Source organism: Streptomyces sp. NPDC033178, assembly GCF_055577685.1.
In genome coordinates this window covers 246,314-267,930 of record NZ_JBVIPT010000014.1, presented here as the reverse complement: position 1 = coordinate 267,930, position 21,617 = coordinate 246,314, and the positions used below count along the sequence as shown (strand labels likewise).

General features: G+C 69.7%; 18 protein-coding genes. 13 read left to right on the top strand and 5 right to left on the bottom strand.

What is annotated here, in order from left to right:
* Positions 1–11: 11 nt before the first annotated feature.
* The gene (locus ACZ5VQ_RS32015) at positions 12–2,210 is read right to left on the bottom strand and encodes an alpha-N-acetylglucosaminidase (RefSeq protein WP_469107951.1); all 2,199 of its coding nucleotides are present in this window, start codon (positions 2,208–2,210) and stop codon (positions 12–14) included.
* A 174-nt stretch (positions 2,211–2,384) separates the two neighbouring features.
* On the opposite strand from ACZ5VQ_RS32015, the gene ACZ5VQ_RS32010 reads away from it, so the two are divergent.
* The 4 genes from ACZ5VQ_RS32010 (at position 2,385) to ACZ5VQ_RS31995 (ending at position 6,286) form a co-directional block, all read left to right on the top strand.
* Positions 2,385–3,119, top strand: coding sequence for a sugar isomerase domain-containing protein (locus ACZ5VQ_RS32010; RefSeq protein WP_469107950.1), 735 nt, complete (start codon positions 2,385–2,387; stop codon positions 3,117–3,119).
* Positions 3,120–3,181: 62 nt separating this feature from the next.
* The gene (locus ACZ5VQ_RS32005; RefSeq protein WP_469107949.1) at positions 3,182–4,528 is read left to right on the top strand and encodes an ABC transporter substrate-binding protein; all 1,347 of its coding nucleotides are present in this window, start codon (positions 3,182–3,184) and stop codon (positions 4,526–4,528) included.
* Positions 4,518–5,462 carry a carbohydrate ABC transporter permease gene (locus ACZ5VQ_RS32000; RefSeq protein WP_469107948.1) on the top strand — a complete coding sequence of 315 codons (945 nt, stop codon included), beginning with the start codon at positions 4,518–4,520 and terminating at the stop codon, positions 5,460–5,462. The genes ACZ5VQ_RS32005 and ACZ5VQ_RS32000 overlap by 11 nt, the downstream gene beginning before the upstream one ends.
* The gene (locus ACZ5VQ_RS31995; protein ID WP_469107947.1) at positions 5,459–6,286 is read left to right on the top strand and encodes a carbohydrate ABC transporter permease; all 828 of its coding nucleotides are present in this window, start codon (positions 5,459–5,461) and stop codon (positions 6,284–6,286) included. Before ACZ5VQ_RS32000 ends, ACZ5VQ_RS31995 begins: the two co-directional genes overlap by 4 nt.
* Positions 6,287–6,315: 29 nt before the next feature.
* Here the strand turns inward: ACZ5VQ_RS31995 and ACZ5VQ_RS31990 are convergent, their stop codons facing one another.
* On the bottom strand, positions 6,316–6,549 hold the full coding sequence (locus ACZ5VQ_RS31990) for a hypothetical protein (RefSeq protein WP_269652779.1): 234 nt from the start codon (positions 6,547–6,549) through the stop codon (positions 6,316–6,318).
* 124 nt (positions 6,550–6,673) lie between these two features.
* Positions 6,674–7,834, bottom strand: a complete 1,161-nt coding sequence (locus ACZ5VQ_RS31985; RefSeq protein WP_469107946.1) for an ROK family protein — start codon at positions 7,832–7,834, stop codon at positions 6,674–6,676.
* A 161-nt stretch (positions 7,835–7,995) separates the two neighbouring features.
* Between ACZ5VQ_RS31985 and ACZ5VQ_RS31980 the strand changes: the two genes are divergently transcribed.
* The 4 genes from ACZ5VQ_RS31980 to ACZ5VQ_RS31965 are packed head-to-tail and all read left to right on the top strand — an operon-like array spanning position 7,996 to position 12,512.
* Positions 7,996–8,964, top strand: a complete 969-nt coding sequence (locus tag ACZ5VQ_RS31980; protein WP_469107945.1) for a carbohydrate ABC transporter permease — start codon at positions 7,996–7,998, stop codon at positions 8,962–8,964.
* A 17-nt stretch (positions 8,965–8,981) separates the two neighbouring features.
* Complete coding sequence (locus ACZ5VQ_RS31975; protein WP_383939240.1) at positions 8,982–9,905, top strand: carbohydrate ABC transporter permease; 924 nt, start codon at positions 8,982–8,984, stop codon at positions 9,903–9,905.
* A 10-nt stretch (positions 9,906–9,915) separates the two neighbouring features.
* Entirely contained in the window at positions 9,916–11,265 is a 1,350-nt protein-coding gene (locus ACZ5VQ_RS31970; RefSeq protein WP_469107944.1) for an ABC transporter substrate-binding protein, read from the top strand.
* A 44-nt stretch (positions 11,266–11,309) separates the two neighbouring features.
* Positions 11,310–12,512, top strand: coding sequence for a Gfo/Idh/MocA family protein (locus ACZ5VQ_RS31965; RefSeq protein ID WP_469107943.1), 1,203 nt, complete (start codon positions 11,310–11,312; stop codon positions 12,510–12,512).
* 54 nt (positions 12,513–12,566) lie between these two features.
* On the opposite strand, the gene ACZ5VQ_RS31960 is transcribed toward ACZ5VQ_RS31965, so the two are convergent.
* Positions 12,567–13,262, bottom strand: coding sequence for a L,D-transpeptidase family protein (locus tag ACZ5VQ_RS31960; protein ID WP_466784248.1), 696 nt, complete (start codon positions 13,260–13,262; stop codon positions 12,567–12,569).
* Positions 13,263–13,482: 220 nt separating this feature from the next.
* On the opposite strand from ACZ5VQ_RS31960, the gene ACZ5VQ_RS31955 reads away from it, so the two are divergent.
* The 5 genes from ACZ5VQ_RS31955 (at position 13,483) to ACZ5VQ_RS31935 (ending at position 20,195) form a co-directional block, all read left to right on the top strand.
* Positions 13,483–15,795, top strand: coding sequence for an MMPL family transporter (locus tag ACZ5VQ_RS31955; protein WP_469107942.1), 2,313 nt, complete (start codon positions 13,483–13,485; stop codon positions 15,793–15,795).
* A 130-nt stretch (positions 15,796–15,925) separates the two neighbouring features.
* Positions 15,926–17,083 carry a sensor histidine kinase gene (locus ACZ5VQ_RS31950; protein WP_469107941.1) on the top strand — a complete coding sequence of 386 codons (1,158 nt, stop codon included), beginning with the start codon at positions 15,926–15,928 and terminating at the stop codon, positions 17,081–17,083.
* A gap of 75 nt (positions 17,084–17,158) precedes the next feature.
* On the top strand, positions 17,159–17,830 hold the full coding sequence (locus ACZ5VQ_RS31945; protein WP_469107940.1) for a response regulator: 672 nt from the start codon (positions 17,159–17,161) through the stop codon (positions 17,828–17,830).
* Positions 17,831–18,090: 260 nt separating this feature from the next.
* Entirely contained in the window at positions 18,091–18,657 is a 567-nt protein-coding gene (locus ACZ5VQ_RS31940) for a hypothetical protein (RefSeq protein WP_469107939.1), read from the top strand.
* Positions 18,658–18,800: 143 nt separating this feature from the next.
* Complete coding sequence (locus ACZ5VQ_RS31935; protein ID WP_469107938.1) at positions 18,801–20,195, top strand: pyridoxal phosphate-dependent decarboxylase family protein; 1,395 nt, start codon at positions 18,801–18,803, stop codon at positions 20,193–20,195.
* On the opposite strand, the gene ACZ5VQ_RS31930 is transcribed toward ACZ5VQ_RS31935, so the two are convergent.
* Positions 20,182–21,444, bottom strand: coding sequence for an MFS transporter (locus ACZ5VQ_RS31930; RefSeq protein WP_469107937.1), 1,263 nt, complete (start codon positions 21,442–21,444; stop codon positions 20,182–20,184). The genes ACZ5VQ_RS31935 and ACZ5VQ_RS31930 overlap by 14 nt on opposite strands.
* Between the last annotated feature and the right edge of the window lie 173 nt (positions 21,445–21,617).

Below are 21,617 nucleotides of genomic sequence, written 5' to 3'. Positions count from 1 at the left end.
GCACGTGTCCGCTAGCCCCGAGAGGTGCGGTAACGGGGCAACAGCGTACGCACCACGTCCAGGGTCGTCGTCCGGGCGGTGTCCAGGCCGGGTGTCGCGTTCTCGTTCCGTTCGGCGGTCCGGCCACTCCGTTCGGCGATCCAGCGTTCCTCCCATTCGATCAGGGACGCCTCGAACTCCTGGGCCCGGTAGGGGGATCCGGTCTCCAGTGCCCGGGCGATGTGCTCGTACCAGCGTCGCCAGCGCGGGCGGTAGAACGAACGGACCAGGCCGGCCCAGTGCCGGCCAGAGTAGTCGTGCAGCTTGCTGCGGGAGTGTCCCCAGACGGTGAGGAGGCGGCGCGCGTTGGCCTCGTACAGCTCGGCCTCGGCAGGGGTTGACGCCCAGCTGCCCGCTTCGGCGAGCCAGGTGTCCAGGCGGTACTCGGGGCGGGTGGCCAGCAGTGTGTCCAGGTCCTCGATGGTGGTGAGCAGTTCGGTGGCGGCGGCTCGGAAGCGGTCGGCGTCGCGTGCCAGGGCCGCGTCCGCCGCCCGTCGCTGCTGGTCGCACGCCACGTGGGTGAGCACGTGTGCGGTGACATCGCAGAGGTCCCGGCCGAGCGGCCCCGCACTGTCCTGGTCCGTCGCCGCGGAGGCCAGGAGCGTCCACGCCTCGGCCAGGCCCGGTGGCACGGTCGGTGAGGGCGGCGCCGCGAGGTGCACCGGGAGCTCCGGGCGCAGGTCGCCCTCCAAACTGGGGCGGCAGACGACGACGGAGCCCGGTGGTCCGGGGCCGTCCGCGTCGTAGACGGTGGCGTGGAGCAGTTCCCAGGCGCGCAGCAGGGCGGGGGTTCGGCGCCCGTACCGCGCCTCCGCCCAGTTCTCCAGCCATGCTCGTACGTCCTTGACCGAGCCGTTCCAGGCGACGTCGGCCAGCAGCTCGTACAGGACCGGGTCGCCGCCGAAGGCCTCCATGCTCGCGCCGACTCCGGAGAGCGAACCGCCGCGTGCGTCGGTGCTCGCCTCGGCGGCGCCTGCGGCGATCTCGTCCAGCTTGCCGTAGAGCCCGGGCCGTCCGCCGAGGCTGTGGAGCATGCACCACACCCAGGGTTTGCCCCGGTAGCCGTCGGTCTGCCGCCAGACCGGCCTGTGCTCGGCCCACAGGTCCAGGATCAGCATGCGGTCGTCCGGGATGGCGTCGAGGAAGGCCCCGGTCCGGTCCGGTGTCCAGTAGTCGGAGCGGTAGGAGAAGGGCCATGCCTGGAGCACCCAGGTGGCCTCGTCGTCCACCGCGGTCATCGCGCCGTGCACGGCCCGCGCGACCCGGGCGATGTCAGCCGGATCGGTCACCGGCGGAATGGTCTCGATGAAGGGGTCCGCCGCGTAGAGGTGGTCGGTGCCGAAGAGGCGGGTCTGCTCGGTCAGCAGCGCGGCGCCGAACTCCTCGAACAGGGGGTCGCGCGGGTCCAGGACTCCGACCTCGAAGTCCCACCAGGGAAGGGTCGTCGAGCGGGCGCCCCGGTCCGCGATCAGTTCGCGGGGCACATGGCCGGCGAAGCCCTGGAGGACCGGGCGCATGCCGAGCGCGCGTTCCCGGTCCAGGATGCGACGGCCCAGGTCCGCGTGGCCGTCGATCCAGCTCTGTGGCAGTGGTCCGCACCAACTGTCGAGCGAGGCGAGCCAGTTCCACGGGAGGTAGGCCGGGCCTCCGAGGAAGCGCCGGGCGGTCTCGTCGTCCAGGCCGGTGCGCAGGAGGGCTTGTTGCCAGGCGGCCTCCGCGCCGGTCATCGCCAGCGGTGTGGTCACGCCGTGCAGCGCCATCCAGTCGATGTGGCGCTCCCAGCGCGCCCAGTCCCAGAACGCCGTGGTGTAGCCGAAGGTGCAGACGTTGAAGTGGTAGCGGTGGAGGTAGGGGGAGGTCGTCCGGGCGGCCGTGCCGGTGCGGGGCAGGCGGTCCGGCAGACGGGGCACGGGGGCGTCCCAGGTGACCTGTGTCCGGCAGGCGGTCCGCAGATACCAGCGCAGTGCCGAGGCGACCGCGACACCGCTGGACCCGCGCAGCGCCACTCCGCCCGGTCCGGCGTCGACCTCGAACCAGTCGGGCCTGCCGACGTCGTGCCCGTCCCCTACGGGCACGACGTCGGCGGTGAACTCCGCGGCTCTGTCCCCGAGGAGCCGCTGGAGAAGTTGTCGGGCGGTCTGATTCTCCGATGCCTGTGGTCCGTACCACATGCGGCTCAGGCTAGGACGGGTGTGCGGGGTGGTCAAGGAACAAAGCTGTTATGACAGCACACTTGTCCGGAGGGCTGGGCAGTCGCACGGCCCTCTGGTACGGTCCACAGCCACGCAGACGGCCCCTCAGCCACGCAACGGCTCCCGCTCGACACCCCAGGTGGTCTCGACACGATGAACGCCGATCTCGCCTACTTCGCCGCTCTCCAGGAGAACCTCACCGCGCTGGCCGCCACCGAGCGGCCCTCGATCGAGCGCGCCGCCGGTGCCATCGCGGACAGCATCGCCGCCGGAGGTGTCGTCCACTACTTCGGCAGCGGCCACTCCCAACTCGTCGCGATCGAACCGCTGTTGCGTGCGGGCGGCCTCGCGCCGGTCAACGTGATCGCCGACCCGGCGTTGTCTCCCACAGCCCCTCGACACGCGGGCGCCGCCGAACGCGTGAGCGGCTACGCGGCGGCGATCCTGAGTACGGCGGACATCCGGGACGGCGAGGTGGTGGTCGTCGTCTCCAACTCCGGCATCAACCCCGTGCCGGTCGAATTCGCCCTTGGCGTCCGAGCATTGGGGGCGACGGTCGTCGCCGTCACCAGCCGGGCCCACTCGTTGGGCGCCGAGTCCCGGCATGTCGACGGGCGGCGCCTGCTCGACGTGGCCGACATCGTCATCGACACGCACGGCCGCCCGGGTGACGCGGTGGTGCCCCTGGGCGCCCTCACCGTGGGCGCCCTGTCCACCGTCGTCGGGGCGGCGATCGTCAACTCCCTGACGTGCCGGGCCGCCGAACTGCTCGTCGAACTCCACGGCCAGGAACCGCCGTTGATAGTCAGTCAGAACACCGGCGACGACGCCGAGCGCCACAACAGCGCCCTGCTGGAGAAGGTCAAGGACCGCTGTCCGCGGGGCTGACACACCGATCCGCACACCGAGACGCCGAGACGCCGAGACGCCGAGATTACGCAAGGAGGCCGATGATGGACAGGACGCACCGGGTGCGCCGCCGCGTCGCGGCGACGGTCTGTGCCGCCGCTCTCGTGCTGCCGCTCACCGCCTGCGACGCCCTGACCCCCGGGAGCGCGGCCGCGGTGCCGGGTCCGCGCAGTGTGCCGTCGTCGACCGCCGTGCCGGACGGGGACATCACCCTGCGTCTGCAGTTCGCCGACGCCCCGTTGATGGTCGACGCGCTGATCGCCGCGTTCGAGAAGGGCCACCCGAACATCAGTGTCGAGCCGCAGTACAAGACGTTCTCGGACTACGTCCAGAACCTGAAGCTCACCATGACGTCCGACACGGCCCCCGACATCGCGCAGTACGCGGTCGGGATGACCGATCTCGCGGCGGACGGCCACATCCTCGACCTGGCGCCCTATCGGGAGGCGTACGGCTGGGACAAGGCCATTCCCCCGGTCAGCCTCGACCAGTTGACGGCGGGGCAGACCAGCGAGGCCACCGGCGGGCGCGCCCTGTTCGGGGTCCCGGCCGGTCTGTCGATGACCGGCATCTACTACAACAAGGACCTCGCGAAGAAGGCCGGGATCGACGGTCCGCCCAACACCGTCGCGGAGTTCGAGGACCAGCTCGCCGCGGCCGAGGACGCCGACCTGACGCCGCTCGGCGTCGGCGCGCTCGACTCAGGCGGCCTGCACCTGTGGGCCGCGCTCCTCAACCAGCTGATGCCGACGGACGACTACTGGGACTGGGTCAACGGCACCAAGGGCGCGACCATCGAGACACCGGCCGCCGTCACCGCCAGCAGGCTCGTCATCGACTGGGGCCGCAGGGGCTACTACAACGACTCGGCGAACGGCACCGCGCAGGTCGACTCCACCGCCCAGTTCGCCAAGGGCGACAGTGTCTTCCTCATCAACGGCAACTGGGCGGCGGGGCAGTTGGCGACCGTCATGGGGGACAACGTCGGCTTCTTCCCGATGCCGGGCGAACAGGCCTCCGCCCCCACCGTGGCGTCGGGCTTCAGCGTCTCCTACGCCGTCTCGTCCAGGACCGAACACCCCGAGGCGGCAGGCGCGTTCCTCGACTTCCTGACCACTCCCGAGGCCGGCCAGATCATCAGCGACAACGGCTTCATGCCGCCCAACCCCGACGCCGTGAAGAAACCGGAAGGCGTGCTCGCGGACATCGCGGAGGGCCACCGCAGGGCGGTCGCCGACGACGGGATCACGACGTTCCCCGACTTCGCCGCCCCCGCCATGCTCGACCGGCTGCGCTCGGGCGTCCAGAAGCTCATCGCGAACCGCATCGATCCCTCGGACTACCTCGACTCACTTCAGGACGAGTGGGAGGAACACCATGCCGAGTAGGCCGCCGGTCCAACAGCCCCCGGACGTCCGGGTCAAGTCGCCGGACGTCCGGGTCCGATCCCAGGGCCCCCGCAGGCGCAGCTCATATCGCGGCTATGTGTACGTGCTGCCCGCGTTCGCCGTCTACTTCTGCTTCGCGGTGCTGCCCGCCCTGCACACGGCGTATCTCTCGCTGTTCGAGTGGGACGGCGTGACACTGGGCGACTGGGTCGGTCTCGGCAACTACCAGGAGATCTTCCAGGACTCCATCCTGCGCCGGTCCGTGCTCAACGCCCTGGTGCTGGTGGTGTTCTTCTCCTTCATCCCCATCGTCGTCGGCCTTGCGATGACCGGTCTGCTGGCCCGGTTCCGACGGCCCGGTATGGGGGCGTACCGCTTCCTGTTCATGCTGCCGCAGGTCGTCCCGCTCGTCGCCGTCGGCGTGACCTGGCGCTGGCTGTACGGGGACGACGGGCTGGTGAACCAGACGTTCCGCGCGGTCGGCCTGGACGGGGTGACACGGGCGTGGCTGGGCGACTTCGGCGCCGCGCTGATCGCCGTGGGCCTCGTCGGCACCTGGGTGCTGAGCGGCCTGTGCATGATGCTCTTCCTCAGCGGCGTGCAGAAGGTGGATCCCAGCCTGTACGAGGCGGCCCGGCTCGACGGGGCAGGCCCCGTCCGGGAGTTCGTCTCCGTCACCCTGCCGCACCTGCGCGGCGAACTCGCCGTCGCGATGACCGTGACCACGGTGGCCGCGCTCGCCAGCTTCGACATCGTGTACGTGACGACCAACGGCGGCCCCGGTGAGCAGACGACGGTCCCGGGCCTGCTCGTGTACCGGCTGGCGTTCTCCGAGGGCAAGGTGGGGCTCGCCGCGGCCCTGGCCGTCGTCCTCGGCTGTCTGATACTCGGGATCGTCTACCTCATCAACCGTCTGTCGAGGTCGGAGTCATGAACACCGCCACGCGCCAGGAACGCTGGTCGGGATACGCGCTGCTGACGGTCATGGCGATCGCCGTCGTGATCCCGTTCCTCAGTGTCTTCCTCGCCTCCCTGCAGCCCGCGGGCACGCCGGTGGTGGGACTGACCTGGCCGGAGCGGTGGAGCTGGGACAACTACGAGCAGGCGTGGTCGGTGGCCGGGTTCTCCGACCTGATCCAGCACAGCCTCACGATCGCGGTCGGTGTGGTCCCCGCCTCCCTGGTCCTGGCGGCGCTGGCGGGCTACGCGCTCGGCACGATGAAGCTCCCTGGCGGCAACGCGGTCGCGGCCTTCTTCATCGCGGGACTCACCATCCCGGTCGAACTGATCGTGGTCCCGCTCTACTTCGACCTGCGGGGTCTCGGTCTGACCAACTCGTATCTGGGTGTGATCCTGGTGGAGATCGCGCTGTTCATGCCGTTCGGGGTGTTCTGGATGCGCACCCACTTCCAGTCGACCCCGCCGTCGCTGGTGGAGGCAGCCCGTATCGACGGTGCCTCGCCGGCCACGATCCTGCTGAGAATCCTGCTTCCGCTGGCCCGGCCGTCCCTGATGACGCTCGGTCTGCTGGTCTTCATGTGGTCGTGGAACCAGTTCCTGCTGGTGCTGGTGCTCATCCAGGACACGACCAAGCACACGGCGCCCGCGGGCCTCGGCTTCTTCGTCGGTCAGAACAGCACGGACATCCCCACGCTGGCCGCGGGGACGATCATCGTGATGCTGCCGATCCTGATCCTCTTCGTGGTCTTCCAGCGCAGCTTCATCGCGGGGCTGCTCCAGGGTGCGATGAAGGGCTGACGCCAGGCGCTCGGGAGGCGGCTCGCGGGTCAGGCGGCCTTCGACGAGTCGGTGTGCGAGTGGGCGGAGTCGGTGTGCGAGTGGGCGCGCGGAGAGGCCGCCGCCCACTCCAGGACGAGCCGCTGGTACTCCCGCCGCTGCTCGCCGCTCAGCGTCCCACCGCTCCGCAGCCACAGGGCTCGGATCTCCTCGTTGACCTCGGCGGCCGATCGCTTCGGCGCGACCGGTGCACGTCGGTGAGTGGTGGACATGCCGTGAATCATACGGGGCCCGGCGTGAAGACCATGTGAGGAGTCACTGTCAGAAGGACTACTTACCGGTAGCCAATCCATGGCCCTGTGCGGTGGCCGTCCAGCAGCCATGTCCGACAGCCGTTGCACAGCCAGGTCAGGCCGCTCCCGCGCCGAGAACGAGCACCTGGATCGCCAGTACAGCGCCACCCCGCGCCCAGTCGTGGAAGTCGGACACCTTGGTCTCCAGATTGACCGGCTCCGCCTGCGGGTGACGGTTGGCGAGAATGGCTGCCTCGATGTCCGGGCCGGCCACGTCGACCAGGCCCACACCCTCGCCGGCGAGGACGATCTTCTGGGGCATGGCGAAGTTGGAGATCTGCGCGATCAGGGTCCCCAGGGCGCGGGCCGCCTCGCCGATGACGCGAGCAGCCATGGGCTCGCCCTCGGCGGCCAGGGCGAGGATCTCCTCATACGAGAAGTCGCGGCCGGTGGCGGCCCGGATCTGGTAGCGGATGCTGGGAATGCCCAACAGGGAGACGGCGCTCCCGCGCTCCCCGTCGGGGGTGAGCGGGCCGTGGGGGTTCACGATCCAGCAGCGGCCGACACCCAGTCCGTCCTCGGCGGTCCCGACCCTCTTGCCGCCGCTCACCAGTCCGTAGCCGACACCCGCGCCGATCGTGAGCACCGCGAACCGCTCCAGACCGCGGCCGGCTCCGAACCACCGCTCGGCCTCGACGAGTGCGGACACGTCGTTGTCCACGACGACGGGCAGCCCGGTGCGCTCCTCGACGAGTCGGGCCAGGGGGACTTCGCGCCAGCCGAGAAAGGCCGACTCGTCGACGACGGACCGGTCCGAGGCCCGGCCGCCCAGGCCGATGCCGATCCCGGCGAGGCCGGGGAAGTCACGTGCGAACGCACTGGTCAGCTCCCCCAGCACCTCCACGACATGGGCCGGTTCATGGCTGGTGAGGGGCAGGTCACGGCGGGCGACGATATCGCTCTTGAGGGTGGTGACGACGCCGTAGACCATGTCCTGGGTGATCTTGAACCCGGCGAAGGTGCGGGACTCGGCGACGATGTCGAGGGGCTGGGACGGGCGGCCCTGGCGCACCTCGGGAAGCGAGGAGCCCTCGGGGACCTCGATCAGCAGACCCGACTCTATGAGCGGCTTCGTCAGCCGGGTGAGGCTGCCCGCGGAGAGGTCGAGCCGACGGGCGATGTCGCTGCGCGACAGGGGGCCGTGCGTCAGCACCTCGATGGCGACGGCACGCTCACCGGGACTGAGCGGCAGCCAGCTGGCAGCACGTGTGGTCACGACCGAACCCCCACATCATTTCTTTCGGCACAGAAGTAATGACACCACCCTATGTCGCTGAAGGTCCTCAGGAAAGATGCGTGCACACCTCTTGACGGCTGGATTCTTTCGGACCAAAAGTAAGTGACCTGAGGACGAGCCGCAGACGAGGGAGTCTCCTGATGACCGTCGCCTCCAGCCCTCCGTCGCGTCTGCCACTGCGCGACATCGAGGGGACACAGTCGAAGCCGAGAACCCGCGAGAAACGAGAACGTGACGGTGGCGGACGTGGTGACGGCGCCCTCGCGGCCCTGTTCATCGCTCCGGCCATGCTGGGTTTCCTGGTCTTCCTGCTGTGGCCGACGCTGCGGGGAATCTATCTGAGCTTCACCCGCTTCAATCTGCTGACCCCGGCGGAGTGGGTGGGCCTCGACAACTACGTCCGCATGGTCAAGGACCCCATCTTCTGGGACTCGTTGACGGTCACCGTCGAGTACGTCTTCATCAACATCGGCATCCAGACGGTCTCGGCGCTCGCCATCGCCGTACTGCTCCAGCGGCTGACCCAGTCGGCGATACTCCGCGGGATCGTCCTCACGCCGTATCTGATGTCGAACGTCGTCGCCGGCATCGTCTGGCTCTGGATGCTCGACACCCAGCTCGGCATCGGCAACGAGATCATCGCCGGGCTCGGCTTCGACCGCATCCCGTTCCTCGCGGACGAGACCTGGGCGATTCCCACGATCGCCCTGATCAACGTCTGGCGCCATGTCGGTTACACCGCTCTGCTGCTCTTCGCCGGGCTCCAGGCCATCCCCAGCGATATGTACGAGGCGGCCAAGGTGGACGGCGCGAGCGAGTGGCGGATGTTCTGGCGGATCACCATGCCGCTGTTGCGGCCGGTCCTCGCGGTGGTCCTGATCATGACGGTGATCGGTTCGTTCCAGGTGTTCGACACGGTCGCGGTGACCACCGCGGGCGGTCCGGCGAACGCGACCAACGTCCTGCAGTACTACATCTACGGCGCCGCCTTCGGCCGCTTCCAGTTCGGCTACGCGTCGGCGATGTCCGTGGCCCTGCTCGTGGTGTTGAGCGCGATCACCTTTGTCCAGTACCGGCTCACCCGGGCCGGCCAGACCGACCTCGGCTGAAGAAGGGAGCGACCGACATGACTGCCGTGACGGCAACGACGACGAAGGTACGGCGCACACAGCGCCCCAGGATCACCCCCGGGAAGGTCGTGGCCTGGACGGTGATGGCCGCGATGGTGCTCATCACCCTGCTGCCGTTCTACTGGATCCTGCGCACCGCGCTGTCCACGAACACGGCGCTCGCGGCCCACCCGGGCGATCCCCTGCCCGTGGATCTGACGACCGGTGGTTTCGAACGGGCCCTGGGTCTGCAGTCCACCGAGGAGGCGATCGCCCAGGGCGGCTCGGGCGGCGGGCTCAAGTTCTGGCGCTATCTGATCAATTCGACGATCGTGTCCACCCTGATCACCGTCTTCCAGATCCTCTTCTCCGCCATGGCCGCGTACGCCTTCGCACGGCTGCGGTGGCGCGGCCGGGACACGGTGTTCGGGCTGTTCCTGGCAGGGCTGATGGTGCCGACGATCTTCACGCTGCTGCCGAACTTCGTGCTCATCAAGCAACTCGGCCTGGTCGACTCCCTGTTGGGCATCTCCCTGCCGACGATGTTCATGACCCCGTTCGCGGTGTTCTTCATGCGGCAGTTCTTCATGAACGTGCCCCGGGAGGTCGAGGAGGCGGCCCTGCTCGACGGGGCCGGGAAGATCCGGATCTTCTACCGCGTGATGCTGCCGATGGCGTCCACCCCGATCCTCACGCTGGGCGTGCTCACGTACATCACCTCCTGGAACGACTACTTCTGGCCGCTGATGGTCTCCTACAGCGACAGCTCGCGCGTGCTCACCGTGGCACTGGCCATCTTCCGGGCGCAGACCCCGCAGAGCGGCTACGACTGGTCCGGCCTGATGGCGGCCACCCTCATCGCCGCGCTGCCGATGCTCGTGCTCTTCGGCTTCTTCGCGCGCCGCATCGTCAGCAGCATCAGCTTCACCGGCATCAAGTAAGGGGACGGGCATGCGAATTCGTACACGTACGGTCGTGGCACTGACCGGGGTGCTCGCGCTGTCCCTGGTGACGGGCTGCGCGCAGGGCGGGGCCGCCGGAGCGGGCTCCAACACGGTGACGTACTGGCTGTGGGACGCCAACCAGATGCCCGCCTACCAGGCGTGCGCCAAGGGCTTCGAGAAGCAGAACCCGGGCCTGAAGGTGAAGATCACCCAGATGGGCTGGGCCGACTACTGGACCAAGCTCACCGCGAGCTTCATCGCGGGCACCGAGCCGGACGTGTTCACCGACCACATCCAGAAGTTCGGGCAGTTCGCCGACCTGAACGTGCTGGAGCCTCTGGACGACCTGGGCATCGACGACTCCGCCTACCAGCCGGGGCTCGCCGCCAACTGGACCGGCCAGGACGGCCATCGCTACGGCGCCCCGAAGGACTGGGACACCGTCGCCCTCATGTACAACAAGAAGATGGTCAAGGACGCCGGGCTCTCCGCGTCGGAGCTCAACAGCCTCTCCTGGAACACGAAGGACGGCGGCACCTTCGAGAAGACCATCGCGCACCTGACCGTCGACAAGAACGGCAAGCGCGGCGACGAAGAGGGCTTCGACAAGAACAACGTCAAGGTGTACGGGCTCGCCACCGGCGGCGCGGGCGACAGCGACGGGCAGACCACCTGGAGCCCGTTCACCGGCTCGGCGGGCTGGAACTACACGGACAAGGCACGCTGGGGCTCCAAGTACCAGTACGACAGCAAGACGTTCCAGTCGGTGGTCGACTGGTACTTCGGCCTGGCGAAGAAGGGCTATCTCGCGCCCTTCACCGACTACACCGACGGCGCCAACCCGGCCAACGCCCAGGTCGCCTCCGGCAAGGCGGCGACCTCCTTCGACGGCGCCTGGATGATCTCCACCTACTACGACACCAAGGGCCTCGACGTCGGCACCGCCCCCACACCGACCGGCCCGACCGGCAAGCGGGCCACCATGATGAACGGCCTCGCCGACTCCATCACCAAGAACGCCCCCAACAAGGCCGGCGCCAAGAAGTGGGTCCAGTACCTGGCCTCCAACGAGTGCCAGAAGACCGTCGGCAGCTACGGCATCGTCTTCCCCGCGACCCCGGACGGCACCGAGGCCGCCGTGGCCGCGTACAAGAAGAAGGGCATCGACGTGTCCGCCTTCACCGAACCGGTCACCGACAAGAAGGACTTCACCACCTTCTCCTTCCCGGTCACCGACTACGCGGCGGACGTGTACTCCCTGGTGCGCCCCGCGATGCAGGACGTCTACGCCAACGACGCCCCGGTGAGCGATCTGACCAAGACCAACGACCAGGTCAACTTCGTCCTCGGACAGTGACACCCCGGACAGTCAATCCCCGGACAGTGAAAGGCACACACTCCATGACGTTCTCCCTCGGCATCGTCGGCGCCGGCCAGTTCTCCGGCCAGTTCGCGAAGCTGTTTCTTGCCCACCCGGGCGTCGGCGAGGTCCACGTCACGGATCTCCTGCCCGAGCGAGCGGAGCAACTGGCCGCCGCCGAAGGCCTGACGGGAACCTTCCCCTCGTACGAGGCGATGCTGGAGTCGGAGGCGATCGACGCCGTCGCGATCTTCACCCAGCGCTGGACTCACGGCCCGCTGGTCCTCCAGGGCCTGAACGCCGGCAAGCACGTCTACTCGGCGGTGCCCATGGCGATCACCCGCGAGGAGATCGCGGCGATCATCGATGCGGTACGGGCCACCGGACTGACGTACATGATGGGTGAGACCAGCCAGTACAACCCCGCGACCGTGCACGCGCGCAACCAGATCGCCGACGGGGCCTTCGGGCGGCTCTTCTACGCCGAGGGCGACTATGTGCACGACATGGACCTCGGGTTCTACGAGGCCTACCAGTACAGCGGCGGCGAGAACTGGAAGACGACCGCCAGTTATCCCCCGCTGCTGTACCCCACGCACTCGGTGGGCGGGGTTCTCGGCGCCTGGCAGACGCACGCCGTGAGCGTGTCGGCGATCGGGGTCAAGGACGATCGCGGGGACGGCGTCTTCGACGAGGACGTCAGTCAGTTCGGCAACGACTTCTCGAACGCGACCGCGCTGTTCGAGGTCGCGGGCGGCGGCTCGTTCCGTACGAACGAGTTCCGGCGGGTGGGCTATCCCTCACACATCCGGGAGTCGCGTTTCCGGTTCTTCGGGACGGACGCCAGCATGGAGCAACTGGCGACGGTGGCCTTCTGGCAGGACAAGAAGGGGGTGAAGGACATCAGTGAACTGCTTGAGCCCAAGCCCACCATGTCCCCGGACGACCCGTCGCTCCAGCACATCGCGCCGGATCTGCGGGCCGCCTTCACCTCCGGCTCGGCGCCGGTCCACGACCGGGCACGGCTGCCCCGGGAGTTCGACAACCTGCACAACGGGCACGAGGGGAGCCACCACTTCCTGGTGGACGACTTCGTCACCGCGGTGAACACGCGCTCCCTGCCGTCGGTGAACGCGTGGGTGGCCGCCCGCTACACCCTGCCGGGCATCGTCGCGCACGACTCGGCGCGGCAGGGTGGGGCGAGGCTGGAGATCCCGGACTTCGGGGGCGCCCCGGAGGCGTGACGTTTCTGCGCGGTCCGGTCGTTCTCAGGAGCGGCCGGACCACGGCCGGCCCGGTCAGGTGCCCGGCTTGCGGCCGTACACGTAGACGTCGTCGTTCTTCTTCAGGAGCGACCAGTACTTCTTGGCGTCCGTCTTCGTCATGTTGACGCAGCCGTGCGAGCCGGGCGGGTTCCACATGCTCACGCCGACCGAGTGGAAGGCCTGGCCGCCGTCGAAGAACTGGCTGTAGGGCATGGGCACGTCGTAGATCGTCGAGACGTGGTCGATGTTCCGCCAGTAGATCTTCTTCAGACCGGTGCGGGTCTCGTACCCGTTGCGGCCCGTGCGGACCGGGACCGGACCGTACACGAGGGTGTTGCCGTCCTGGATCCAGCTGAGCTGGAGCGTGAGGTTCACACAGGCGATGCGGCCCTTGTTGACCGGGCATTTGCCGTCCTTGTTGGGGTTCTTCCCGACGGCCTTCTGCTTGTTCATCAGATCCATCACGCCCCAGGTGACGGACCCGGCGTAGCCGATGTTCGGGGTGATGCCGTGCTTGGTCTGGAAGGCCTTGATCGCCTTGCAGTCGGCGGCCGACTGCCTGCCGTCCACCGGCCGGCCGAGGAACTTCTCGACCTTCTTCTGGTACGGGCCGGTCTGCGTGGTGCAGCTCGCCGCCTGGGCCGGAGCCGCGCCCAGCGCGACGGCCAGCGGCGCCACCAGTCCGGTAACTCCCAGTACGACGGCTGCCCGTCTGCGTATGTCCCCCATGATCAGGCCTTTCTCGTTCGATCCGGTCAATCTCTGCCAGCTAGACCCGCGCGGGGCGGCATGGGTTGTGGGGGCGGCCGGGCTGAGACGAAACGATGACATTCCCTGCCGTGGAGTACTTGAAAGTGAGTAGGCGGGAGGTCGGTGCGGACGACGACGGGACAGGTCCCGGCCGGAAAGGCTGGAGAGGTTCCCGAGAGCAGATACGGAGTCCTCTTCCATGGCGACCTTTCTTTATCGACTGGGCCGTTGGGCCTTCCGGCGGCGCCGTTACGTCGGGCTGCTGTGGGTGGCGGTCCTGGGCATCGTCGCCTTCGGAGCCCTCAACGCCTCCGACCCTGCCGACGACTCGTCCTCGATGCCGGGCATCGAGGCCCAGAAGGCGTTCGACCTCATCAACGAGCGGTTCCCGGGGACCGAGGCGGACGGGGCGGACGCCCGGATCGTCTTCGTCGCACCGGACGGCCAGAAGATCACCTCGGCGGCGAACCGCTCGGCCATCGACGAGCTGGTGACCGAGGTGGCCGACGGGCCGCAGGTCGCGGACGTGGTGAGCCCGTTCGACGGGCGCGGGGTGAGCAAGGACGCGTCCACGGCGTACGCCACCGTCACCTACGACGTGAAGGACGACGACCTCACCGACGCGAGCAGGCAGGAGCTGGAGAGCGCCATCGAGGAGGCCCGGGACTCGGGCCTGACCGTCGAGGCGGGCGGGACCGCGCTGGAGACCGAGGCCGCGTCCGGGATGGGCGAGGTGATCGGCGTCGCCATCGCCGCCGTGGTGCTGGTCATCACCTTCGGGTCGCTGGCCGCCGCCGGGCTTCCGCTGCTCACCGCCCTGCTCGGCGTCGGCGTCAGCATGGCCTCGATCATCGCCCTGGGCAGCGTCCTCGGGCTGTCCTCGACGACCGGCGAGCTGGCCATGATGCTCGGGCTCGCGGTCGGCATCGACTACTCCCTGTTCGTGGTCTCCCGCTACCGCGAGGAGCGGGCCAAGGGACACGGTCCCCAGGAGGCGACCGGACTGGCGGTGGGCACCGCGGGTTCCGCGGTGGTGTTCGCCGGACTCACCGTCGTCATCGCGCTGGCCGGACTCTCGGTGATCGGCGTCCCGATGCTGACGCAGATGGGTCTGGGCGCCGCGGGCGCGGTCCTGACCGGCGTGCTGATCGCGCTGACCGTGGTCCCGGCGCTGCTCGGCTGCTGGCCGAACGCCGTCCTCGCGCGCCAGGTACGGAAGGGTGGCGGCCGCGTCCGCATGGGTGGCCGTCGAATCCGGAAGGGCGAAGGCCGTATCGGTAGGGGGGAAGGCCGTATCCGCGAAGGCGGGACCGGACCCTCGGTCGAGGGAGCCGAGAGCCTGGGCACCCGTTGGGCCCGGTTCGTCGTGCGCCGTCCCGTGCCCGTGCTGATCGTCTCGGTCGTCGGCCTGGGTGCGCTCGCCGTACCGGCGATGGATCTGCGGATGGGCATGCCGGGGGACGAGGCCAAGTCCACCGCCACCACGGAACGCCGGGCCTATGACGCCCTCGCCGACGGGTTCGGCCCCGGGTTCAACGGCCCTCTGACCGTCGTCGTGGACGCCACGGGAGCCGACGACCCGAAGGCCGCGGTGAAGGAGATCTCCGGAAAGCTCGGCGGCACGGAAGGCGTCGTCTCCGTCTCTCCCGCCCGGTTCAACACCGCCCAGGACACCGCGGTGCTGTCCGTCACGCCGTCCACCGCGCCGGCCGACGAGCGGACCGAGGACCTCGTCCACACCATCCGCGAGGAACGTCCCGCCGCGGAGTCCGCCACCGGCGCGACCTTCGAGGTGACCGGCACCACCGCGCTGAACATCGACGTCGCGCTGAAGCTGCAGGACGCGCTGATCCCCTACCTCGCGGTCGTGGTCGGCCTGGCCTTCCTGCTCCTGATGCTGGTCTTCCGTTCCGTGCTGGTTCCCCTCAAGGCCGCGCTCGGCTACCTCCTGTCGGTCCTGGCGTCCCTCGGTGCGATCGTCACGGTCTTCCAGCTGGGCCATGGCGCCGGGGTCCTCGGCGTCGAGCAGACCGGCCCGATCATGAGCATGATGCCGATCATGCTGGTGGGCATCGTCTTCGGCCTGGCCATGGACTACGAGGTCTTCCTTGTCTCCCGGATGCGCGAGGCGTACGTCCACGGGGAGCGGCCGGGCCAGGCCGTCGTCACCGGTTTCCGCCACAGCGCCCGGGTCGTGACGGCGGCCGCGCTGATCATGATGGCGGTGTTCGCCGGATTCATGACCGGCGGCGAGTCCATGGTCAAGATGGTCGGTTTCGGTCTGGCCAGTGCCGTCCTGTTCGACGCCTTCGTCGTCCGTATGGCGTTCGTGCCCGCCGTCCTGGCCCTGATCGGCAAGGCGGCCTGGTGGCTGCCGCGCCCGCTCGACCGGCTGCTGCCCCGCGTCGATGTGGAGGGCGAGGCGCTCGCCCACAGGGCCGCCGCCCTTCCGGCCCCGGCCGCGAATCCGGCCTCGTCCGACGGTGATCAGCAGGACCCGGTGCGCGTCTGATCCGCCCATCCGGTGAGGGCCGCCCGTGTCGGACACGGGCGGCCCTCACCGCCGGTGGTCGGCCATCGGCCGACCACGTCATTCACCACATGACCGACCATGGGACCAGATCCCCCGACCGGAGGACCCCATGCTGACCCGTTGGCGTCGCTTCGCCGACCACCACGCCCGCCTCATAGAGGCGGCGTTTCTGCTGCTGCTGTACGTGGCCACCAGCAGGCAGTACGCCACAGGCGGACCCGGCTGGTTGCCCGGGCTGCTCATCGCGACCGCCGCCTGTCTCTCCCTGCTGTGGCGGCGCGGTCACCCGCGCGCCGTCGTCGCGGCCACGGCAGTCTGCGCAGGCGTATCCGGCGGTCTGGGCTACGTGATCAACCCCGTGCTGCTGCTTCCGGTCATCGTGGCGCTCTACGAGCTGACCGTCCGCGCTCCGCAGGGAACCGCGCGCGCCTACTGCCTCGCCGTGATCGCGCTGGTCGTCCTCACGGCACTGCTCTCCGACCAGAACGACCAGCCCTGGACGGACAAGACGATCCCCACCGCGTTCTGGATCGCGATGCCGGTCGTCCAGGGCTCGGCGGTCCGTGCGCGGCGCGCCTACCTCAACGCCGTGCGCACCCGTGCCGATCACGCCGAACGCACCCGCGAGGAGGAGGCGCGCCACCGAGTCGCCGAGGAACGCGTGCGCATCGCCCGCGAACTGCACGACGTCGTCGCCCATCACATGGCCCTCGCCCACGCCCAGGCCGGTACGGCCGCCCACCTCACCCGCAGCCGCCCCGAGCAGGCGGAGAAGATCCTCACCGACCTGACCGGCACCACCGCCGCGGCACTGCGCGAACTCGAGGCCACCGTCGGCCTCCTGCGCCGGCCGGACGACCCCGACGACTCCCTTGAACCGGCCCCCGGACTCGGCCGGCTCCCCGAGCTGGTCTCCGCGTTCGCCTCCGCCGGTCTCCAGGTCGTCGTGACGGTCGACGGCGAGGAACTGCCGCTCTCACCCGGCGTGGACCTGACCGCCTTCCGGATCGTGCAGGAGGCGCTCACCAACGTCACCAAACACGCCGGCGCAAGAACGGCGCAGGTGAGGCTCGCGTACACCCACGACCGGCTGACCCTCACGGTCAGCGACGACGGCGGTGCCACCGCGCCCCCACCGGCTCCCGGCGGCAGGTTCGGTCTCGTCGGCATGCGGGAGCGCGCACAGTCCGCCGGCGGCCGCCTCCAGGCGGGCCACCGCCCCGAGGGCGGCTTCGCCGTCACCGCCGAACTCCCCATCCACCCCTGACTCCCCAACCACTCCTAACTCCCCATCCACTCCTGACTCCCCCACCGACTCCTGACCTCCGGAAGAAGGGCTCCGATGACGATCCGAGTGCTGCTCGCCGACGACCAGACCCTGCTGCGGGCGACCTTCCGGATACTGATCGACTCCTGCGAGGACATGGAGGTGGTCGACGAGGCCGACGACGGCGGGAAGGCCGTCGAGCTCACCCGTGTCCACCGCCCCGACGTCGTCCTCATGGACATCCGCATGCCCGGCACCGACGGCCTCGCCGCGACGGCCGCCATCTGTGCCGATCCGGATCTGACGGCCACCCGTGTCCTCATCCTCACCACGTTCCAGACCGACGAGCACGTCGCCAGGGCGCTGCGCGGCGGAGCGAGCGGCTTTCTCGGCAAGAACGTCACCGCCGAGGCGCTCCTCGACGGCATCCGCACCGTGGCGTCCGGGGAGGCGCTGCTGTCCCCCGCGGCCACGCGTTCGCTCGTCACGCGCTTCCTCGCCACTCCCGAGTCCGGCGTCGACACCGCGCTCCTCGGGGATCTGGCCGCCCTCACCGCCCGTGAGCGCGAGGTGATGGCCCTCGCCGCGGACGGCAAGTCCAACACCGAGATCGCGGAGGAACTGTTCCTCAGCCCGCTGACCGTGCGCACCCACATCCAACGGGCCAAGATGAAACTGGGCGCCCGCGACCGTGCCCAACTGGTCGTCTTCGCCTACCGGTCCGGGCTCGTGCAGGCTCCGCGCTGAGGGGTGAGCCCGCACCGTTCCGCGACGGCCCCACTCGGGCGCGCTCTCCGTACGGGCTCCACACTCGGTCCGCTGTGGCGCGTGCCACATCCGGTCCGTGGCACTCCGCCGGGCCGACACCCACAGGGGTTGTCGCCAGCGCTTTCCGGCCGCCGACTCCCATCGCGGCATGTGCGGGACAGGCACCTCGGCGGCCCAACTGCCGTATCAATCGGTCAAGTTCAGCCATTCACGGGTGTGGCGGCGGCATGATGTGCGGCATGGACCAAGCCAACACGGTCGTCTGGGCGACCGCCCTCGGTATCGGGGGGACCTTGGCCGCCGGGCTGACCGGACCGCTTCTCCATGCCAGGTCCTCGCGTCGGCAGGCACAGGAGCAGGAGACCTTCCAGGTCCGGCACCGTCTGCGTGACGAGCGGCGTGCCGCCTTCGCGACCGTGCTCGACGAGTGTGAGGCGTTCCGGCAGGGCATCAACGCCGTCATCGAGGCCCGCGTGGCTCTCGAATGGCGGAGCGAGGACGAGCATCGGGGGCTGTGGGAGCCGACCATGACCGCCCTGGGCGCGCTGAGCCGGGCGGCCACGAACGTCGCCATCACCGGCCCCGCGCCGATGGGCGAGCTGGCCGATTCCCTCCATGCGGCGGCCGTCCGGCATGCGGACGTCTGGCGCATGCGGCTGGATCTCGACGACCGCCTCGTGCGGAACGGTCAGGCGGACAGTGACCTCATCGACGCCCGCAGACAGTTCATCGCCGCGGCCGAAAAGGTCCTGGCGCCGCCCGACCGGGGCGCCCGGCAGCGGGGCGTGCTGCGGCGCTCGCGCTGACGAGGGGCGGACGAGGCGCCTTCCGCCGCACCGGCGGGTCTGACCACGGTCATCGAGGGCGCCGACGACGCCCTCCCACATAGGGCCAGTTTCCCCCGACTGGACCGGGATTTCCGTGCGGCCGCCTGCCTACGCTGCCGCTCATGGACCGTGTACTCGCCGACGATCTCTCCCGGCTCCCCGAACTCCTCCAGTCCGCCCGCGACTTCGCCGCCCGTGAGGTGTCGGGGCTCGAAACACGGCCCGTGGCCCACCTGGGCAAGGCTCCGGACGCCGAGCCGCTGCCGGCCTCGGGCGCGGGTGCCGAGGGCGCGCTCGCGCGGTTCGCCGAGCGGTGGGCGCCGGGGTTCTCCGCCTCCGCGGGCCCGCGCTATCTCGGCTTCGTGACCGGGGGTGCGACCCCGGCCGCGCTCACCGGGGACTGGCTGACCGGCGCGTACGACCAGAACGCCACCGGCAGGGGCGACTCGTCGGCGACCGCGCTTGAGCACGAGACGCTGGGCTGGCTGCGGGAACTGTTCGGGCTGAGCGAGGCGCACAGCGGCGCGTTCGTGACAGGTGCGACCGTCTCGAACACCGTCGGGCTGGCCCTCGCCCGGGAGTGGCTGGGCGAGCGTCTGGGCGTTTCCGTGTCCGAGGCGGGTGCGGCTGCACTCGGGCCCGTCGACGTGCTGTCCGGCAGCCCGCACTCCAGCATCCCCAAGGCCCTGTCCGTGCTGGGCATCGGCCGCGACCGGCTGCGTACGGTGCCGGTGCTCCCCGGTGGCCGGGAAGCCGTCGACGTGGCGCGGCTGGCCGAGGCGCTCGAAGCGCTGGACGGGCGCCCGGCCGTTGTCGTGGCCAATGCCGGGACCGTGAACACGGTCGACTTCGACGACCTGCGGGCGATCGCGGGGCTCAAGGAGCGGTACGAGTTCTGGCTGCACGTGGACGCCGCCTTCGGCGGTTTCGCCGCCCTGTCCCCCGAGCACGCGCATCTGACCGACGGCCTCGACGCCGCCGACTCGGTCTGCGTCGACCTGCACAAGTGGCTCAACGTCCCCTACGACGCGGCCGTGCAGTTCACCCGCCACCGGGACCTCCAGGTGCGGGTCTTCCACAACGCGTCGCCGTATCTCGGACTCCCCACCGGCGAGCCCGACTTCGTGCACCTCACACCCGAGAACTCGCGCCGGTTGCGCGCGCTCCCGGCCTGGTTCTCGCTCGCCGCGTACGGCCGCGAAGGACACCGGGAGATCATCGAACGGAACGTCTCGCTCGCCCGGCACCTCGGTGACCGGATCACCGACGCTCCGGGCCTGCGGCTGCTCGCGCCGGTCCGGCTGAACGTCGTGTGCTTCACGCTCGACGGGGACGCCACCCGGGAGCGGGTGCATGCGCTGGGCAGGACCGTCGCCGAATCCGGCGAGGCGTTCATGACGCCGACCTTCTACGAGGGGACGCACGCGCTGCGGGCCGCGTTCAGCAACTGGCGTACGACAGAGGCCGATACGGACCGGGTGGCGGATGCCCTGGAGCGTGCGGTCAGCTCTGTGTGACGGGTGCTGCTCTCAGGGGCTGTTCGTGGGGCAGTTCGCGGCGTCCGCGGACCGGCGAGAGGAACACCGGCAGGAAGGCCGTGGCGAGCAGTCCTGCGCCGACCCACAACGTGGCGCGGACACCGGCCAGTTCACCGATCAGCCCCGCCACGGCCGCGCCGACGGCGAGGGCGCCGGTGAGGACGAACCTGAACGTCGCGTTCATTCGGCCGAGGAGCGCGTCCGCGGTCATCCGCTGGCGCAGACTGACGCCGAGCACGTTGTCCACACCCGTCTTGAACAGGACGAGGACTCCCCCGGCGCCCGCGAGCCACAGCCACGGTCCGCGGTCGATGAGCGGGACGAGCAGTCCGGCGGGCGCGAGACACAGGCCCATGACGCCGAGGGTGCGGCCGTATCCGAGGCGCCCGGCGAGGGGGCGGGCGCAACGGGCGCCCAGCAGGAGGCCGACGCCGCCCGCCGCCCAGTACAGGCCCAACGCGCTTGCGGGCAGGCCGAGTTCACGTACGAACAGCACCGGGAGCATGGTGTTGATGATCTGGGAGCCCAGGTTGGTGAGGGCGGCGGTGAGTGCGAGAGCACGCAGCTCCGCGTTGCCGAAGACGTGGCGGACCCCCTCGCCGATCTGCGTTCGAAGGCCGACCGTCCGGCGCGGGGCGGGCGGCGCCTGATCAGGGCGGACCCGGGTGAGCTGGAGGGCGGAGGCCAGATGGCTCGCCGCCGTGCAGAGAACGGCCACCGGTGCCGTGAGGAACTGGACCAGCGCGCCGCCCGCGCTCCGGCCGGCCACGTTGCTCACGGCCATGAGGCTCATCATGGCGGCGTTGGCCTGCACGAGGGCGTCGCGCCCGACGAGTCCGGGCAGGGTGCTCTGCGAACCGACGTCGAAGAAGACAGTGACGCTGCCGTTCAGCAGCACGACGGCGTACAACTGGCCCAGCGTGAGCGCGTCCAGCCACCAGGCCAGCGGGACGGAGGCGAACAGCACGGCCCGCGCCAGGTCGGCAACGATCAGCACCCTGCGGTGACGCATCCGGTCCACCCAGGCCCCGGCGGGCAGGCCGATGAGCAGAAAGGCGAGCGTGCTCAACGTGGCCAGGGCGCCGACCTGGCCTGGGCTCGCGTCGAGTTCGGCCACGGCGATCAGCGGGACGGCGACATAGCTGACGTTCGTGCCGAGCTGGCTGAGCGCGGTCGCGCTGAACAGCGTCCTGAAGTCGGCCGTCCGCCATGGGGAGTTGGGCTGCATGATCCACAACCGTGCCCGACCCCGACAGCGCAGCACAAGTGAAGAGTTCTCCACGTTGCCTTAAGTAGAGCTACATTGTCGCTGTCCGGCGCCGGCCATGTCCGAGCGTGCCGAGGCCTGAACGGCCCTTCCCCCTTGGGTCCCGCTGTGCTTGTCTGGGGGCCGTTTTCGGT